16 protein-coding genes are annotated in these 16,124 nt (G+C 71.0%); 9 read left to right on the top strand and 7 right to left on the bottom strand.

All coding sequences use genetic code 11. From position 1 onward, the window contains the following. Positions 1 to 108 precede the first annotated feature (108 nt). The 3 genes from ABLE68_RS21110 to ABLE68_RS21100 are packed head-to-tail and all read left to right on the top strand — an operon-like array spanning position 109 to position 1,933. Complete coding sequence (locus ABLE68_RS21110; RefSeq protein WP_348874043.1) at positions 109 to 1,329, top strand: inorganic phosphate transporter; 1,221 nt, start codon at positions 109 to 111, stop codon at positions 1,327 to 1,329. Continuing rightward, on the top strand, positions 1,326 to 1,631 hold the full coding sequence (locus ABLE68_RS21105) for a hypothetical protein (RefSeq protein WP_348874042.1): 306 nt from the start codon (positions 1,326 to 1,328) through the stop codon (positions 1,629 to 1,631). Before ABLE68_RS21110 ends, ABLE68_RS21105 begins: the two co-directional genes overlap by 4 nt. Continuing rightward, entirely contained in the window at positions 1,631 to 1,933 is a 303-nt protein-coding gene (locus tag ABLE68_RS21100; protein WP_348874041.1) for a DUF3349 domain-containing protein, read from the top strand. The genes ABLE68_RS21105 and ABLE68_RS21100 overlap by 1 nt, the downstream gene beginning before the upstream one ends. Positions 1,934 to 1,968: 35 nt before the next feature. On the opposite strand, the gene ABLE68_RS21095 is transcribed toward ABLE68_RS21100, so the two are convergent. Beyond that, a complete protein-coding gene (locus ABLE68_RS21095; RefSeq protein WP_348874039.1) occupies positions 1,969 to 4,380 on the bottom strand; it encodes a hypothetical protein in 2,412 nt (803 codons plus the stop codon). Positions 4,381 to 4,729: 349 nt separating this feature from the next. Between ABLE68_RS21095 and rpsA the strand changes: the two genes are divergently transcribed. After that, positions 4,730 to 6,208, top strand: coding sequence for a 30S ribosomal protein S1 (gene rpsA, locus ABLE68_RS21090; protein ID WP_348874037.1), 1,479 nt, complete (start codon positions 4,730 to 4,732; stop codon positions 6,206 to 6,208). Between the two features lie 643 nt (positions 6,209 to 6,851). Here rpsA and ABLE68_RS21085 read toward each other — a convergent pair. Further along, positions 6,852 to 6,998, bottom strand: a complete 147-nt coding sequence (locus tag ABLE68_RS21085) for a hypothetical protein (RefSeq protein WP_348874036.1) — start codon at positions 6,996 to 6,998, stop codon at positions 6,852 to 6,854. Between the two features lie 93 nt (positions 6,999 to 7,091). Here ABLE68_RS21085 and ABLE68_RS21080 point away from each other — a divergent pair, with 93 nt between their 5' ends. Next, positions 7,092 to 8,036 (top strand): GlxA family transcriptional regulator, encoded by a 945-nt coding sequence (locus ABLE68_RS21080; RefSeq protein ID WP_348874034.1) that lies wholly within the window; start codon positions 7,092 to 7,094, stop codon positions 8,034 to 8,036. On the opposite strand, the gene ABLE68_RS21075 is transcribed toward ABLE68_RS21080, so the two are convergent. Next, complete coding sequence (locus ABLE68_RS21075; RefSeq protein WP_348874032.1) at positions 8,033 to 8,725, bottom strand: TetR/AcrR family transcriptional regulator; 693 nt, start codon at positions 8,723 to 8,725, stop codon at positions 8,033 to 8,035. The two genes, ABLE68_RS21080 and ABLE68_RS21075, sit on opposite strands and share 4 nt — an antisense overlap. 108 nt (positions 8,726 to 8,833) lie before the next feature. On the opposite strand from ABLE68_RS21075, the gene ABLE68_RS21070 reads away from it, so the two are divergent. Further along, positions 8,834 to 9,805 carry an NAD-dependent epimerase/dehydratase family protein gene (locus ABLE68_RS21070; protein ID WP_348874030.1) on the top strand — a complete coding sequence of 324 codons (972 nt, stop codon included), beginning with the start codon at positions 8,834 to 8,836 and terminating at the stop codon, positions 9,803 to 9,805. Here ABLE68_RS21070 and ABLE68_RS21065 read toward each other — a convergent pair. After that, positions 9,760 to 11,559: an ABC transporter ATP-binding protein gene (locus tag ABLE68_RS21065; protein WP_348874029.1), complete on the bottom strand. Its 1,800-nt coding sequence runs from the start codon at positions 11,557 to 11,559 to the stop codon at positions 9,760 to 9,762. The two genes, ABLE68_RS21070 and ABLE68_RS21065, sit on opposite strands and share 46 nt — an antisense overlap. A 93-nt stretch (positions 11,560 to 11,652) precedes the next feature. On the opposite strand from ABLE68_RS21065, the gene ABLE68_RS21060 reads away from it, so the two are divergent. Both ABLE68_RS21060 and ABLE68_RS21055 read left to right on the top strand, forming a co-directional pair. Next, the gene (locus ABLE68_RS21060) at positions 11,653 to 12,084 is read left to right on the top strand and encodes a MarR family winged helix-turn-helix transcriptional regulator (protein WP_348874027.1); all 432 of its coding nucleotides are present in this window, start codon (positions 11,653 to 11,655) and stop codon (positions 12,082 to 12,084) included. Between the two features lie 73 nt (positions 12,085 to 12,157). Beyond that, complete coding sequence (locus ABLE68_RS21055) at positions 12,158 to 13,114, top strand: RNA polymerase subunit sigma-70 (RefSeq protein WP_348874025.1); 957 nt, start codon at positions 12,158 to 12,160, stop codon at positions 13,112 to 13,114. Here the strand turns inward: ABLE68_RS21055 and ABLE68_RS21050 are convergent, their stop codons facing one another. Then, a complete protein-coding gene (locus ABLE68_RS21050) occupies positions 13,115 to 13,888 on the bottom strand; it encodes a class I SAM-dependent methyltransferase (protein ID WP_348874023.1) in 774 nt (257 codons plus the stop codon). It abuts the gene before it with no gap. Between the two features lie 5 nt (positions 13,889 to 13,893). Further along, positions 13,894 to 14,328 carry an NAD(+)--rifampin ADP-ribosyltransferase gene (arr, locus tag ABLE68_RS21045; RefSeq protein ID WP_348874021.1) on the bottom strand — a complete coding sequence of 145 codons (435 nt, stop codon included), beginning with the start codon at positions 14,326 to 14,328 and terminating at the stop codon, positions 13,894 to 13,896. A gap of 23 nt (positions 14,329 to 14,351) precedes the next feature. Here arr and coaE point away from each other — a divergent pair, with 23 nt between their 5' ends. Further along, entirely contained in the window at positions 14,352 to 14,936 is a 585-nt protein-coding gene (gene coaE, locus ABLE68_RS21040; RefSeq protein ID WP_348874019.1) for a dephospho-CoA kinase, read from the top strand. Positions 14,937 to 15,005: 69 nt separating this feature from the next. Here the strand turns inward: coaE and ABLE68_RS21035 are convergent, their stop codons facing one another. Continuing rightward, positions 15,006 to 15,965 (bottom strand): sigma-70 family RNA polymerase sigma factor, encoded by a 960-nt coding sequence (locus tag ABLE68_RS21035; RefSeq protein WP_348874018.1) that lies wholly within the window; start codon positions 15,963 to 15,965, stop codon positions 15,006 to 15,008. Between the last annotated feature and the right edge of the window lie 159 nt (positions 15,966 to 16,124).

Raw genomic sequence — 16,124 nt, 5'->3', positions numbered from 1 at the left:
AGCGTAGCGCTGTGCCTCGACCGCCCCGGACGTTGATGGGAGATGAACAGGACGCGAAGGCGCCGTACGTCGGGTTTGCTCAGCGCCCCCGGAGCGCACGGGGTGGTCGTGACAGCCGCAACCCTCATCCTCGTCCTGGTCATCGTCACGGCGCTGGCCTTCGACTTCACGAACGGCTTCCACGACACCGCCAACGCGATGGCCACGTCCATCGCCACCGGTGCCCTCCGCCCGAAGGTGGCGGTCCTGCTCTCCGCCGTGCTCAACCTGGTCGGCGCCTTCTTGTCCGTCGAGGTCGCCCTCACCGTCACCAACGCGGTGATCAAGGTGCAGGGCGACGACGGTGCACCACGACCGGACCTGGTCGCCGACCAGGGCTACGCCCTGCTCCTGATCATCCTGGCCGGGCTGGTCGGCGGCATCGTCTGGAACCTCACGACCTGGCTGCTGGGACTCCCGTCCTCGTCGTCGCACGCGCTCTTCGGCGGCCTGATCGGCAGCACCATCGCCGCGCTCGGCTTCAGCGGCGTGAATTGGAACGGCGACGGCAGCGAGCTGGACGGGGTCGTCGGCAAGGTGATCCTGCCGGCCGTCGCGTCACCCGTCATCGCGGGCGTGGTCGCCGGGGTCGGCACCTGGCTCGTCTACCGGGTCACCACCGGGGTCGCGCGGCGCTTCACGGAGACCGGCTTCCGCTGGGGCCAGGTCGGCAGCGCCTCGCTCGTCTCGCTGGCGCACGGCACCAACGACGCCCAGAAGACGATGGGCGTGATCACCCTGGCGCTGATCGCGAGCGGTCACTGGAGCGACACCGGTGCGGTCCCGTTCTGGGTCAAGATCTCGTGCGCGCTCGCGATCTCGCTCGGCACCTACCTCGGGGGTTGGCGGATCATCCGCACGCTCGGCAAGGGGCTGGTCGAGATCCGCTCGCCCCAGGGCATGGCCGCCGAGAGCGCCTCGGCAGCGGTGATCCTCGCGTCGAGCCACCTCGGGTTCGCCCTGTCCACCACGCAGGTCACGACGGGCTCGGTCGTCGGCACCGGCGTCGCCAAGCCGGGTGCCCAGGTCCGCTGGGGCGTCGCCGGGCGGATGGTCGTCGCCTGGCTGCTGACCCTCCCGGCGGCGGGGCTGGTCGGCGCCGCGATGTGGTGGGTCGGTGACCTGCTCGGCGGGTACGCCGGCCCGATCGTGGTCGTCGCCGTCCTGGTGGGCCTGTCCGGACTGATCTACCTCCGGTCGAGGCGGCAGCCGATCTCGGCCGACAACGTCAACGACGACTGGGACGGCACGCCGTCGGCGCGCGGGACCCGGACAGGAGCACCGGCATGATCGACAACCTGCAGTACGCCTTCGACGGAGCCTGGCGGGTGCTCGTCGCCAGCCTGGTCTTCGGTGCCGGCCTCCCGCTCGTCTACGCCCTCGGGATCCGCTCGCTCGCCTGGGGCGCCGGGGGTGACGCCGAGGTCAGCCACGCCCGGCCGAACCCGGTCGGCACGGTGCTGGCCGCCGTCTGCCTCGCGATCGTGCTCGCCGGTGTCGCCCTCGGGATCACGATCATCGCGGCGGCCGGCTTCGGCAAGGTCGTCTCGTTCGAGCACGGCTACCCCACGATCGTGGCGAAGGAGGACTGATGAGCACGGAGCACGACGGACCGGGCCGCCGGCTGCGCGGCCTGCTCGACTGGCTGCGCGAGGGCTACCCCACGGGTGTGCCGCCGAAGGACTACATCCCGCTGCTCGCGCTGCTGCGTCGGCGGCTGACCGAGGACGAGGTGCACGAGATCGCTCGCGAGATCGCCGGCGGCGAGGACGCCGACCCCGCGGACATCGGCGTACACATCACGAAGATCACCGACGCGCTGCCGAGCGAGGACGACATCGCCCGGGTCGAGGCGCGCCTGACCGAGCACCACGGGTGGCCCGAGGAGTCCTGACCCCGGGCCACCCGCTCAGGTGGTGCTGGTCCTGATCAGCCGCCGAGGCCGAAGAACATCGTGCCGATCGACGCGCGGCCGTCAGGGTGCTTCGGGCCGCTGTCGGGGTCGAGCGGGTCGCTGCCCGCCTTCACCTCGTTGCCGTCGCTGATGCCGCCGTCGTCGGTGTCACGGTCACACGGGTCGGTGTGGAAGCGCTTCACCTCGGCGCGGTCGGTCAGGCCGTCCCGGTCGGTGTCCTTGTTCCTCGGGTCGGTCGAGCAGGTGCTGAACCGCTTGCTCGGGCCGTCGACCTCGGCGCCGTCGCCGAGACCGTCGCGATCGGTGTCCTTCTTCAACGGCTTGGTCTGGTACTTCTTGATCTCCTTGCCGTCGGACAGGCCGTCCTTGTCGGTGTCCTTCTTCAGCGGGTCGGTCTGGTAGCTGAGCACCTCGAGACCGTCGCCGACGCCGTCGCGGTCGGTGTCCTTGACCTTGGGGTCGGTGTCGTACTTCGACGTCTCCTGGCCGTCGGTGAGCCGGTCGCCGTCGGTGTCGGCGTCGGTCGGCGAGGTCTGGAACTCGTTCACCTCGTCGCCGTCGTCGACACCATCACCGTCCGTGTCCGGGTCGACGGGGTTGGTGCCCTCGTCGGCCTCCTCCTGGTTGCTCAGACCGTCACCGTCGAGGTCGCCCGGAGTCGGTGTTCCACCACCTCCGTCGCCGCCACCGCCGGCGACGTCGTCGCTCGGGTCGTTGGGGTCGGTGCCGGCCTTGATCTCGGCACCGTCGCCGACGGTCCCGCCGTCGGTGTCGGACTCGGTCGGGTCGGTGGGCTCCTTGTCGAACGCGGTGTTCTTCGCGCCGGAGACCTCGTCGCCGTCGTTGATCCCGTCGTCGTCGGAGTCGGGGTCGGCGGGGTCGGTGCCCGCGTCGGCCTCCTGCTGAGCGTTCAGGCCGTCGTCGTCCGGGTCCTGGGCACTGCCGCCGCCACCGCCGGCGACGTCGTCGCTCGGGTCGTTGGGGTCGGTGCCGGCCTTGATCTCGGCGCCGTCGCCGACGGTCCCGCCGTCGGTGTCGGACTCGGTCGGGTCGGTGGGCTCCTTGTCGAACGCGGTGTTCTTCGCGCCGGAGACCTCGTCGCCGTCGTTGATCCCGTCGTCGTCGGAGTCGGGGTCGGCGGGGTTGGTGCCCGCGTCGGCCTCGTCCTGGTTGCTCAGGCCGTCGTGGTCGGGGTCGTCTGCCGACCCGCCACCGCCGCCGCCGTTGACGTCGTCACTCGGGTCGTTGGGGTCGGTGCCGGCCTTGATCTCGGCGCCGTCCGAGACCGAGCCACCGTCGGTGTCGGCGTCCCGCGGGTTGGTCGGTGCGTGGTCGAACGCGCCGTTCGCGGCGCCCGACGTCTCCTCACCGTTGGTGAGGCCGTCCCCGTCGGTGTCGGTGGACCCGGCACCGCACTCGACGCCACCCGCCGGAGCGGACGCCGATGCGGCGAGCGGGAAGAGGTCGGCGTCGAGGACGCCGAGCCGGGCTGCGCCGGCGCCCAGGTCCACCTTCACGTGGAGCACGGTCGCGGTGGCCGAGGCCTTCTTGCCGTCGGCCGACTCGACCACGTCACCGGGCTGTCCGAGGCTGAGCTCGACGTGCAGCAGCGGGTTGTCGGGTGAGGTGAGGTCGAGCGGGCTGCCGTCGGCAGGCAGGACCTGCTTCTGACCGGCGAGCGCGACCGTGACCACGGGTGCGCTCCAGGTGACCTTCGCGCCGCCCGGTGTGCCGCTGGCCCGCGCCCTGAGGACCGGCGCATCGGTGACGGCGACGCGCAGCTGGCCGTCGAGGAGGCGTACGTCGGCCGCGCTTCCCCTCGCCGTCGTCACCACGCTGCGGGTGGAGCCGCCGGCGAGCACGGTGCTCTGGCTCGTCGACACCGTGCCGTCCAGGCTCAGCAGGGTCCCGACCCCCGGCACCGACTGGGTGCCGACGTCGGCCGTCGAGATCCTCGACGTGGTGAGCGGAGCGCTGGACGCGGGACACCTGTCGGCGCCGGTCCAGCGCGCCTGGGCGGACGCCGTGGAGGCGTCCACCGAGGCCAGCCCGGGCACCGCGCCGTCGACGGACTGGGCCGTCGCGGGCGTGAAGTGGTCCCCGGGAGCGTGCTGCTGCGCGACGGCCAGGATGTCGGGCAACGCCTGGTCGGCGAGCGCCGCGGTCAGGTTGGCCGCGGAGGCCGCCGTACGCGGGCTGCCGGACCCGTCGACGGTGCCGTTCGAGGCACCGATGCCGGCATCGGCAACGGTCGCGGCGCCGGGAACGGCGAGAGCCGAGACGTGCAGGATCTCCGCCGAGGCGGAGGCATCAGCCCCGGTCGGGGGAGCTGCTGCCGCCGCGGACGGCGAGGTGATCGCGGCCATGGAGTACATGGCGGCGGTGGACAGTCCCACGCCGATGGCGAGGGGTAGAGAGGTTCTCATCGGTCCTCCAAGGGCCCGAGAGCGGACCGGAGACCCATGCCTCGGACCCCACGGTTCCGACACGCCCGGAGCACGAGCGCGTCAGCGGAGTCCGAGATACTCCGGCGTGGGACGGTGTTGTGGGCCGAGTCCCACTCGCGACCGACCGTACCCGGGGTCGGATAGTTGAAAACAACCCCTGACCGCCGGTTGGACGTAGCTCGCGCGCCGCGCGTAGGCTGGAGGCTGCGCCGGAGGTCTGCCTGGGTTCCAGACGGAGCGACCCCTCGCTCACTTCCCCTCATCGGTTGGTGAAACGGACTTTCGACGTGCCCGCACGACCCCATCCATCCAAGGAACTACCTCCCTTATGACGAGCACCATCTCCATTCTTCCCGATTACGACGCGCCCCAGGTGGCGGTCAACGACATCGGTTCTGAAGAAGACTTCCTCGCGGCTATCGACGCGACCATCAAGTACTTCAACGACGGCGACATCGTCGAGGGCACCATCGTCAAGGTGGACCGCGACGAGGTCCTGCTGGACATCGGCTACAAGACCGAGGGCGTCATCCCCTCGCGCGAGCTGTCGATCAAGCACGACGTCGACCCCAACGAGGTCGTCACCGTCGGTGACAAGGTCGAGGCCCTCGTCCTCCAGAAGGAGGACAAGGAAGGCCGGCTGATCCTGTCCAAGAAGCGCGCACAGTACGAGCGCGCCTGGGGCACCATCGAGCAGGTCAAGGAGGAGGACGGCGTCGTCGAGGGCACCGTCATCGAGGTCGTCAAGGGTGGTCTCATCCTGGACATCGGTCTGCGCGGCTTCCTGCCCGCCTCGCTCGTCGAGATGCGGCGCGTGCGCGACCTGCAGCCCTACGTGGGTCAGACCCTCGAGGCCAAGATCATCGAGCTCGACAAGAACCGCAACAACGTGGTGCTGTCGCGCCGTGCCTGGCTCGAGCAGACCCAGTCCGAGGTTCGCCACGGCTTCCTCACCCAGCTCCAGAAGGGCCAGATCCGCAAGGGTGTCGTGTCCTCGATCGTCAACTTCGGTGCGTTCGTGGACCTCGGCGGCGTCGACGGTCTCGTCCACGTCTCGGAGCTGTCCTGGAAGCACATCGACCACCCGTCCGAGGTCGTCGCCGTGGGCGACGAGGTCACCGTCGAGGTCCTCGACGTCGACATGGACCGCGAGCGTGTCTCCCTGTCGCTGAAGGCGACGCAGGAGGACCCGTGGCAGCACTTCGCGCGGACCCACCAGATCGGTCAGATCGTGCCCGGCAAGGTCACCAAGCTCGTCCCGTTCGGCGCCTTCGTCCGCGTCGAGGAGGGCATCGAGGGCCTGGTGCACATCTCCGAGCTCGCCGAGCGTCACGTCGAGATCCCCGAGCAGGTCGTCCAGGTCAACGACGACGTCATGGTGAAGATCATCGACATCGACCTCGAGCGTCGCCGGATCTCGCTGTCGCTCAAGCAGGCCAACGAGACCGCCGCCGCGGGTGACGTCGAGGACTTCGACCCCACCCTCTACGGCATGGCTGCCACGTACGACGAGCAGGGCAACTACGTCTACCCCGAGGGCTTCGACCCGGAGACCGGCGAGTGGCTCGAGGGCTTCGACGAGCAGCGTGCGGTCTGGGAGGACCAGTACGCCAAGGCGCACGACCGCTGGGAGGCGCACGTCAAGCAGCAGGCCGAGGCCAAGCAGGCCGAGGTCGAGGCCGGCGAGGCCACCTCGTACTCCAGCGGTGGCAGCGACGACGCCGCCGAGGACGAGAGCACCGGCGGCTCGCTCGCCTCGGACGAGGCGCTGCAGGCGCTCCGCGAGAAGCTCACCGGCGGTCAGTGATGCGATGCCCTGGTCTCCCGAGCGTGCTCGGGAGGCCAGGAATCAGCAGCCAGGTCGAGTAGCGACGCGAGCGAGGAACGAGCTCGCGACCCGCGTATCGAGACCAGGTTGTTGACCAGAACGAAAAGATCGACCCGGCAGCAGTTGCTGCCGGGTCGATCTGCATTTCGGGTGCTCTCGGAGGCGTCCTCCCGATAGCGCAAGGGTGCGGCCTCCACCGGCGCCGTCAAGGGTTCGCTTCGCCGCTTCGCGCCCTGGACCGCGCCGCCTCCGGCCGAGATCGGCTGGCTATCGGGACGACGCCGACCTGTGGTCGGTGCCTCGGCCCGATTTGCGGGGTAGAACCCGTGTCGATTGGTCACAAACCGCACATTTACGGGCCGATTCCGTGCGCTTTGTGACCATTCGACCGATCCAAGAACCCGCACCCAGCTGACCACACCTGCGGCGGCATCCGGATAGGCGCGATCTTCTGTCCCGGACGGCGACTGTCAAGGGCGCGAAGCGCCGCAGGGAACCCTTGACCGGCGCCGGGCGGGTCAGACAATGAAGCGCCCGGAGGACGCCGTACCCATCCCACGCATCCCCGAAATGACGTCGACCCGCCCGATACTTTCGGGCGGGTCAACGGGGGAGAGGCGGATCAGTGCGCACGCGGTGCGAGGAAGCGGGAGTCCTCGAAGTGCGAGACCGGCGGGCGCTGCGGCCCCCGGCCGTCTCGGGCGATGAGCCGGACCGTGCCGACACTCAACGCGACTGCGATCAGCAGCAGGATCATCAGGTAGGTCATGGCAGTAATACTGCGCCTGTCGATATCCCGCCACCAGTGGCAGAAAAGTCACGGTACGTTGATTTACTGCCACCGCGGGTGCATGCTGTGCGGGTGCGCAAGGTGGCAGTGATCGTCCAGGACGGTGCGGAGCCCTTCGGCCTGGGTTCCCTGGTCGAGGTGTGGGGCGAGCCCTACCACCCCGAGGACGACAACCCGGTCTTCGACTTCCAGGTCTGCACCCCGCGCCCGGGCCGGGTCCAGGGTCGCTCCGACTACGACCTGTACGTCGAGCGGGGCCTCGAGGCCGTCGCCGACGCCGACCTGGTCTGCCTGGCCCCGAAGTACAAGTTCCTCGACCACGACCCGGCTGTCCTGGAGGCCGTGCAGGCGGCGTACGACCGCGGCGCGATCCTCTACGCCCACTGCTCGGGCGTCTTCGAGCTCGGCGCCGCCGGCCTGCTGGACGGCCGGGAGTGCACCACGCACTGGCGCTACACCGACCTGCTGGCGGAGACCTATCCCGAGGCGAAGGTCTTCCCGGACGTCCTCTACTGCCACGACGGCAACATCCTGACCGGCGCCGGCTCCGCGGCCGGCATCGACGCGTCGCTGCACCTGCTGCGCGACCACTTCGGCGCCAAGGTCGCGGCGAGCACGGCCCGGCGGATCGTGGTGCCGCCGCACCGTGACGGCGGCCAGGCGCAGTTCATCGCGAACGCCGTCCCCGACTGTGACGCCGAGACGCTCGGCCCGCTGCTGGAGTGGATCCTCGCCAACCTCGGCGAGGACCTCGGGGTCGAGACGCTGGCGCGCCACAGCCACATGTCGGCGCGCACCTTCGCCCGGCGCTTCCGCGCCGAGACGGGGACGACTCCGCACGCCTGGGTCACCCGGCAGCGGGTGCAGGCCGCCGAGGAGCTGCTCGAGCGCACCGACCACTCCATCGACTGGATCGCCGACGAGGTCGGATTCGGCAACGCCGCGACGCTGCGCCACCACTTCGGCCGGGTGCGTGGGCTCAGCCCGCAGCAGTACCGGCGACGCTTCGCGGGCTAGGCGAGCCCGAGGTCGGCGACCAGCTGACCGTTCACCTGGGCGAAGTGGGCGTCGTAGTCGAGGATCCCGCGGTGCATGTGGCCGAAGAGCTCGAGGCTGACGTGGCCGAAGACCGTCGACCAGGCCATCAGCCAGCGCACCATGCGCTCGTCCGAGACCGGCGACTCGAGGGCGGGGCGGATGCCGTCGAGGGCCTTGCGCTCCTTGGTCGTCACCGCGTGGGTGGGAGCCCCCAGCTCGTCGCCGGCCTGCTCGGACGCCTGGGCGAGTGAGAGGAACGCGCCGCTGACCCGGATCGCCGGCGACACCGTGTCGTCGGGGGCGGCGTAGCCCGGCACGGGGGAGCCGTAGAGGAGGGCGTACTCGTGCGGGTTGGCCCGTGCCCAGTCGCGGATGGCGTTGCACACCGCGAGGAACCGCTTGGCCAGGTCGTCGCGACGGCGTACGCCGGCGTCGGCAGCCTGGACCGCGTCACCGAGCTCGTCGTACGCCTCGACGATCAGCGCGGTCAGCAGCTCGTCGCGGCTGGGGAAGTAGCGGTAGACGGCCGAGGAGACCATCCCGACGTCGCGGGCGATCTGACGCACCGACAGTGCGGCAGGCCCGACGTCGGCGAGCTGCGCGCGGGCGCGGGCGAGGATCGCGCTGGTCTGCTCGGCGCGGTTCTCGGCGCGCGACATGGTGGGCATGAGGACATCCTGGCACACAACGAGAGCAGTGCTCTTGCTTTCTCCGACCAGGCGTGTCAGTCTGGTGAAACAGAGAGCGGTGCTCTCGTTTCTGCCTCAGGAGGAACCATGTCCGATCTCCACGTCGTCGTCGGTGCCGGCCCGGTGGGTCGGTCCACCGCCCTCCAGCTCGCGTCGGAGGGTCACGACGTCCTGCTGGCGAGCCGCTCGGGCGTGGGGCCCGAGATCGCGGGCGTACGCCGGGTCGCGGCCGATGCTGCCGACGCCGACCGCCTCACCGAGCTCGCCGAGGGTGCCGTGGCGCTCTACAACTGCATCAACCCGCCCGACTACACGGTGTGGCCGACCTACTGGCCGCCGGTCGCCGCCGCGTTCCTCGCGGCCGCGGAGCGGACTGGCGCCGTGCTGGTGGTCGCGTCGTGCCTCTACGCCTACGGCCCGGTCGACGTCCCGATGGTCGAGACCCTCCCCGACGCGGCCACCACCAAGAAGGCCCGGATCCGCGCCGACATGTGGGCCGACGCGCTCGCCCTGCACGAGGCGGGCCGGATCCGCGCGGTCGAGGTGCGCGGGTCGGACTACATGGGTCCGGGTGTCTCGCCGGCAGCTGGTCACGTCGCCCGGGTGGCCGAGGCCGCGCTGGCGGGCAAGACCGTGCGGGTGATGGGGCGCCCCGACGTCCCGCACTCCTTCACCGACGTCCGCGACATGGGCCGCACGCTGGCGGCGGTCGCGCAGGCGCCGCAGACCTGGGGTCGCGTGTGGCACGCGCCGACCAACGCGCCGGTCACGCAGGCCCAGGCGATCGCCGACGTGTGCCGCGCCGCGGGCAAGGAGCCGGTCACGGTGAAGGGCTTCCCGCGCGGCACGATCGCGGTCCTCGGCCTCTTCGTGCCGATCATGCGCGAGCTGAAGGAGACGGCCTACCAGTTCGAGCGGCCCTACGTGCTCGACTCGAGCGCCGTCGAGCGCGAGCTCGGCCTGACGCCGACCCCCTGGGCCGAGGTCTGCCGGGCGTCGGCGCTCGGTGACGCTCAGGCGGCGACGGTCGAGAGTCCGCTGCGGACCAGGTCGGCGTAGCGGCCGCCGCGGAGCAGCAGCTCCTCGTGGCTGCCGAGCTCGACCACCCGGCCGCGGTCGAGCACCGCGATCTGGTCGGCGTTGCGGACCGTCGACAGGCGGTGGGCGATCGTGATCGTCGTCCGGCCGACCGCGAGCTCGTCGAGCGCGTCCTGGACGGCCCGCTCGGTCTCGCTGTCGAGGGCGCTGGTGGCCTCGTCGAGCACCAGGATCCGCGGGTCGCGGAGCAGCGTGCGCGCGATCGCGAGGCGCTGCTTCTCGCCGCCGGAGAACCGGTGGCCGCGCGAGCCGACCATTGTGTCGTAGCCGTCGGGCAGCGCCTCGATCACGTGGTGGATCCGGGCCGCACGGGCTGCGTCCTCGATCTCGGCGTCGGTGGCGTCGGGCTTGGCGTGCAGCAGGTTGTCGCGGACCGACGCGTGCAGGAGGTAGGTCTCCTGGGTGACGACGCCCACGGTGTCGGCGAGGTCGGCCAGGGTCAGGTCGCGCACGTCGACGCCGTCGATGCGGACGGCGCCCGCGACCGGGTCGTGCAGCCGGGCGACGAGCGAGGCGAGGGTCGTCTTGCCGCTGCCGGTCTCGCCCACCAGGGCGAGCGAACTGCCGGCGGGCACGGTCAGCTCCACGTCGTGGAGCACCGCGGAGTCGCCGTACGCGAAGTCGACGTGGTCGAAGCGGACCTCGCCGCGCACGTGGTCGAGGTGGACCGGCGTCGCGGGGTCGTCGATGTCGACCGGGAGGTCCTGGTACTCGAAGATCCGGCTGAAGAGCGCCAGCGACGCGGTGATGTCGGCCTGCACGTTGAGCAGCCCCATCAGTGGGCGGAAGAGCGCGGTCTGCAGCGCGACGAAGGCGACCAGGGTGCCGATCGTCATCCCGCCCGAGGTGGCCGGGAGCCCGGCGGCCAGGTAGAGGACGGCGGGGACGGCGGCGAAGACGACGCTCATCGTCGCCATCCGCCAGCGGCCGGCCAGCTGGGAGCGGACCTCGAGGTCGACGAGGTCGGCCGAGGTCTGCTCGAAGCGGCGCGCGAGCGTGGGAGCGGCGCCGAGGGTCTTGGTGAGCTGGATGCCGCTGACCGAGAGGCCCTCCTCGACCTGGACGTGCAGGTCGGCGAGCTTGGCCTGGCGGGCCGAGGTCACGGCGTACCGCATCTTGGCGACCTGGCGGGTGAGGATCACGGCCGGGGGCAGCACGACGAGGGTGATCAGCGCGAGCTGCCAGCTCAGCGCGAGCATCGCGACCATGGTGCCGACGACGACGGTCAGGTTGGAGGCGATCGAGGTCGCGGTCGAGGTGACGACCGACTGCATGCTGCCGATGTCGTTGACGACGCGGGACTGCACCTCGCCCCCGCGGGTGCGGGTGAAGAAGCCGACGGACTGGCGCTGCAGGTGGCCGAAGAGGTCCGAGCGCAGGCGGTGCATGACCCGCTGGCCGACGGTGGTCGACTGCCAGGTCTGGATCACGCCGATCGCGGACGACACGAAGGCGATGGCGACCATCGCGCTCACGAGGACGACGAGCAGGGAGACGTCCTGCTGGGGGATGGCCTCGTCGATGACGCGCTTGACGAGGAAGGGCTGGGCCAGGCCGATCAGGGAGCTGGCGACGATGAGGACGACCACGAACGCCATGCGGGCTCGGTGGGGCGCGAAGAGGCGGCCGATGCGGCGCAGCGAGACGGGAGCGTCTCGGAGCTGGCGCTGGTCGGCGCGGCGGGAGTCGGGGTTGCGGCCGGGGCCGCGGTTCACGGGGCGATCCATTCGACCACCTGCTTTCTCGGGTCCGGATATGGTGAGGTTACCTCACTATGAGGCTAACACCCCATCGGTAGGATCCATTCCATGCACGACCACGCCCACTCCCACGACTCGACCGGCGACCGTCTGATGACGGTTGCCCGCGCGCTGCGTCGGGGCTTCGGCACCGTGCTGTCGCAGTGGGAGGTCACGCCGTCCCAGGCGCGCGCGCTCCGGATCGTCCTCGACCACGAGCCGGCTCGCCTCTCGACGCTCGCCGAGAAGCTGCGGATCGCGCCGCGCTCGGCCACCGAGGTCGTCGACGCCCTCGAGACGCGCGGGCTCGTCGAGCGGGCTCCCGACCCGGCCGACCGTCGCGCGACCACGGTGACGGTGACGGCCGAGGGCCGCCGGCTGCAGGCGCTGCTCGAGGAGGCCCGGCGTACGGAGTCGGAGCGGTTCCTCTCGACGCTGAGCAAGGCCGACCGCGACGAGCTCGACCGGATCCTGGCTCTGCTGGTCGACGCGCTCGCCTGAGGTGTCGCGATGACTTTGTGCCGGCGTCGCCGTCCTACCTGTGACAGGACGTGACAGGCGAGAGGCGGAGGCGATGGGTGTGGGACTGGCGGAGGTCGACGAGTCGGCGTTCGCAGGGCTGGCAGAGCGGCACCGGCGGGAGCTGCACGTGCACTGCTACCGGATGCTCGGCTCCTTCGAGGACGCCGAGGACACGGTGCAGGAGACCCTGCTGCGCGCCTGGCGCCGGCGGGAGACCTTCGCGGGGCGCTCGACGTTCCGGGCCTGGCTCTACGCCATCGCGACCAATGCCTGCCTGGACCTGCTGGCCAAGCGCCGCCCGAAGGCCGCGGTGGGGGGCGAGGTGCTGTGGCTGCAGCCCTATCCGGACCGGCTGCTCGACGAGCTGGTCGCGGACGACGCGGACGAGCCGGAGACGGTCGTCGTCGCGCAGGAGACCATCGAGCTGGCGTACGTCGTCGCGGTGCAGCACCTGCCACCGCGCCCGCGCGCCGTCCTGCTCCTGAGGGACGTCCTCGGCTGGCCGGCGAAGGAGGTGGCCGAGCTCCTCGGCGACTCCGTCAACTCGGTCAACAGTGCGCTGCAGCGGGCCCGCGCCAGCATGCGCGAGCACCTGCCGGCCGAGCGGCAGGACTGGACGGGTGGCGAGGTCGACGTCGAGACGCGCGACCTGGTCCGGCGCTTCACCGACGCCAGCGTGAAGGTCGACATCCGTGCGATCGCCGCACTCCTGCGTGAGGACGTCCGCTGCTCGATGCCGCCCACACCGGGGCTGTCCGTCGGTCGCGACGCCGTCGTGGCGGACTGGGTCGCCGACGGCTACGAGAGCATGTCCGGGCTGCGAGCCCTCTCTACCTCCGCCAACCGCCAACCCGCCGTCGCCTTCTACCACTGGCGGGAGGCGGACGGCGCCTACCTGCCGCTGACCCTCGACGTCCTGCGCGTCGCGGGCGGCGGGATCGCCGAGATCGTCACCTTCCACGCCGACCGGTTCCCGCGGTTCGGGCTTCCTGAGCGCGTGTCGGGGTGATCACTGCTCGCCGTCGGGCCGGCGACGGGCGACGTGGACGAAGACGTCAGCGGTGATCTGCACCGTCGGTGGCAGGGCCGCCTCGATCCGTCGGAAGACCTCCGCCCGGTCCCGCGGCGGGAGCTGGAGGTAGGCCGAGACGGTCGAGAGGTAGCCGACGTAGTCGGACGCGCTGACCGTGAGCCTCCGCTCGATGACGGTCTGGGTGACGTCGACGAACCACTCGGACCGCTGCAGCTCGGTGCCCGGCCACTGCATCTCGTGCTCCGGCGGCGTGCCGTCCGGCGAGGGGATGTGGTCGGTCTCCAGGAACGGCGCCCGCGCCGTACGCACGGCGTCCTCAACGGAGGGGTCCGTCAGGTCCACCGGGCTGCCGAAGGAGGCGAAGACGCCGCCCGGTGCGAGCAGACCGGCCATGCGGGACCAGCGGTCCGCCGGTCGGGTCCAGTGCAGCGCGGCCGCGGCGTAGACGAGGTCGTAGGTCTCGTCCGCCTGGAGGTCCTCGAACGCCGCCTCCAGCGTCCGGACAGCGGCCGGCACGTGCTTGCGGAGCTCGTCGAGCATGGCGCCGTCGGGGTCGGTCGCGGTCACGACGACGCCGCGCTCTGCGAAGAGCCGCGTCGCCTTGCCGGTCCCGGCACCGATCTCGAGGGCGGTGTGGATCGGTCGAGAGGCCTGAGCCAGCACGAGGTCGCCGACCTCGGCGGGATAGCCGAGCCGGAAGCGCTCGTACGCCGGCGCCACCTCTCCGAAGCTGAGCGCCCGCTCGGCCACGGGGCTCAGTCCTCGATCACGGCCGCGCCACGCGCGCGCAGACCGGCCAGCCCGTCGCGCATCGCCTGCAGCCTCTCGGGCGGGTGACCGACCCAGTCGGTGATCTCACCGACGACGCGGAGCGGCTCGCGGCTGCGGAAGGACTGCGTCGGGTTGCCGGGGTGCTTCTTGTCCGTCACGTTGGGGTCGTCCTCGAAGTCACCGGTGGGCTCGACGACGTAGATCCGGCCCGGGCCGTCGCCGAGGGCGAGCTCCGCGCCCCAGGTCGCGGCGTCGAGGGTCGCGGTGAAGTAGATGTAGTTCATGATCCGGCCGGCCTCGAAGTTCGACTCGCGGCCCGCGACCAGCAGCTCACCCACGGCGAGGTCGGCCTTCGTGCCGTGGAGGTAGACCCCCTCGCGGTAGACCTCGAACGGGACGGGCTGGGTCGGCTCGCTCACGCGCCGACAGTAGCCTGAGCCGCATGCGCGTCGGACTGACAGGCGGAGTCGCCTCGGGCAAGAGCACGGTGTCGTCGATCCTCGCCGAGCTCGGGGCGGTCGTCATCGACGGCGACAAGCTCGCCCGCGAGGTCGTCGAGCAGGGCACGCCGGGGCTGGCAGCCGTCGTCGAGGCCTTCGGACCGGAGATCCTGACCCCCGAGGGCGACATGGACCGGGCCGCGGTCGGCCGGATCGTCTTCAACGACGACGCGAAGCGCAAGCTGCTCGAGAGCATCGTGCACCCGCTGGTCTTCGAGAGGTACGCCGCGCTCGAGGCGTCCGCCCCTCAGGACGGGATCGTCATCCACGACATCCCGCTGCTGGCCGAGTCCGGCCGGGCCGACACCTTCGACGAGGTGATCGTGGTCGACGCACCCCGCGAGACGCAGGTGGAGCGGATGCTCCGCGACCGGGGCTGGACCCGCGAGGACGCCGAGTCGCGGATCGCGGCCCAGGCGACCCGGGAGCAGCGGCTCGCGATCGCGACGTACGTCATCGAGAACACCGGCACGCTCGACCAGCTCCGCGAGCGCGTCGAGGCGGTCCACGCAGCGCTCGTCGGCTAGCCACCGGGGTCCGAAATGGTCTCGACCCGCCCGCGGGGAAGCGGGCGGGTCGAGCGGTCCTGCGTCGGATCAGGCGGCGAGGTCCGGGTCGCCGAGGCGGCGGAGCTTCTGGAGCGCCTCCCGCTCGAGCTGGCGGACCCGCTCGGCGGAGATGCCGTGCTTGATGCCGATGTCGGCCAGCTTGTGCTGGCGGCCGTCGACCAGGCCGTAGCGCGAGCGGATGATGTCGGCCGCCCGCTCGTCGAGCAGCCCGACCAGCGAGTTGAGCCGGTCGCGGGACTCGACGTCGAGCACCGTGAGGTCCGGTCCGGGCGAGGTCTCCTGGGCCATCAGGTCACCGAGCGACGTGTCGCCGTCCTCGTCCACGGGGGAGTCGAGGCTGACGTGCTCGCGGCCCCAGGCCATCAGGTCGAGGACGCGGTCGACGTCCATGCCGAGCTCGGCAGCGATCTCGCGGGGCTCGGGGTCACGGCCGAGCTGACGCTCGAGCGTACGGCGGGCGCCGCCCACCTGGTTGAGCTCCTCGACGACGTGCACGGGCAGGCGTACGACGCGCGCCTGCTGCGCGATGCCGCGGGTGATCGCCTGACGCACCCACCAGGTGGCGTACGTCGAGAACTTGTAGCCCTTGGTGTAGTCGAACTTCTCGACCGCACGGATCAGGCCGGTGTTGCCCTCCTGGATCAGGTCGAGCATCGGCATCTGCGCACGGCCGTACTTGCGGGCGATCGAGACGACCAGCCGCAGGTTGGCGGTGATGAAGGTGTCGACGGCCTTGCGGCCCTCCTCGGCGAGCCACTCGAGCTCCTCCTGGGTGGCCGTCATCGGCGCGCCACCCTTCTTGCGACCCACGCGGCCCTCGGCGAGCAGGTGCTCGGCCATCAGGCCCGCTTCGATGGTCTTGGAGAGCTCGACCTCGGTCTCGGCGTCGAGGAGGGGGTTCCGGGCGATCTCGTCGAGGTAGAGACCGACAGAGTCGCGGCCCTCGATCTCTCGTCCAGCGGTCCGGGTTGCGGTACGTGTTGCCATGGGACGCCCTCCTCTCATCGGTGGATTGCGCCACTGCGCTCCCACACGTCTTGTCCAACGCCCACGGTGTCCGGCAGATTCCCGTCGCAAACGTGGAGCCTTCACCTGTGACGACGTGTGGGGGCGTCGCTGAGTTGCACGACAGACGTACTCTCAGGG

Source organism: Nocardioides pollutisoli, assembly GCF_040045055.1.
Classification (GTDB): domain Bacteria; phylum Actinomycetota; class Actinomycetes; order Propionibacteriales; family Nocardioidaceae; genus Nocardioides; species Nocardioides tweenelious.
This window is presented reverse-complemented; position numbering and strand designations above follow the sequence as displayed.

Coding starts and splice junctions, on each gene's coding strand:
- ABLE68_RS21105 (WP_348874042.1), top strand. CDS start 1,326: ATGATCGACAACCTGCAGTACGCCTTCGACGGAGCCTGGCGGGTGCTC.
- ABLE68_RS21100 (WP_348874041.1), top strand. CDS start 1,631: ATGAGCACGGAGCACGACGGACCGGGCCGCCGGCTGCGCGGCCTGCTC.
- ABLE68_RS21095 (WP_348874039.1), bottom strand. CDS start 4,380: ATGAGAACCTCTCTACCCCTCGCCATCGGCGTGGGACTGTCCACCGCC.
- rpsA (WP_348874037.1), top strand. CDS start 4,730: ATGACGAGCACCATCTCCATTCTTCCCGATTACGACGCGCCCCAGGTG.
- ABLE68_RS21085 (WP_348874036.1), bottom strand. CDS start 6,998: ATGACCTACCTGATGATCCTGCTGCTGATCGCAGTCGCGTTGAGTGTC.
- ABLE68_RS21075 (WP_348874032.1), bottom strand. CDS start 8,725: ATGCCCACCATGTCGCGCGCCGAGAACCGCGCCGAGCAGACCAGCGCG.
- ABLE68_RS21070 (WP_348874030.1), top strand. CDS start 8,834: ATGTCCGATCTCCACGTCGTCGTCGGTGCCGGCCCGGTGGGTCGGTCC.
- ABLE68_RS21060 (WP_348874027.1), top strand. CDS start 11,653: ATGCACGACCACGCCCACTCCCACGACTCGACCGGCGACCGTCTGATG.
- ABLE68_RS21055 (WP_348874025.1), top strand. CDS start 12,158: ATGGGTGTGGGACTGGCGGAGGTCGACGAGTCGGCGTTCGCAGGGCTG.
- coaE (WP_348874019.1), top strand. CDS start 14,352: ATGCGCGTCGGACTGACAGGCGGAGTCGCCTCGGGCAAGAGCACGGTG.
- ABLE68_RS21035 (WP_348874018.1), bottom strand. CDS start 15,965: ATGGCAACACGTACCGCAACCCGGACCGCTGGACGAGAGATCGAGGGC.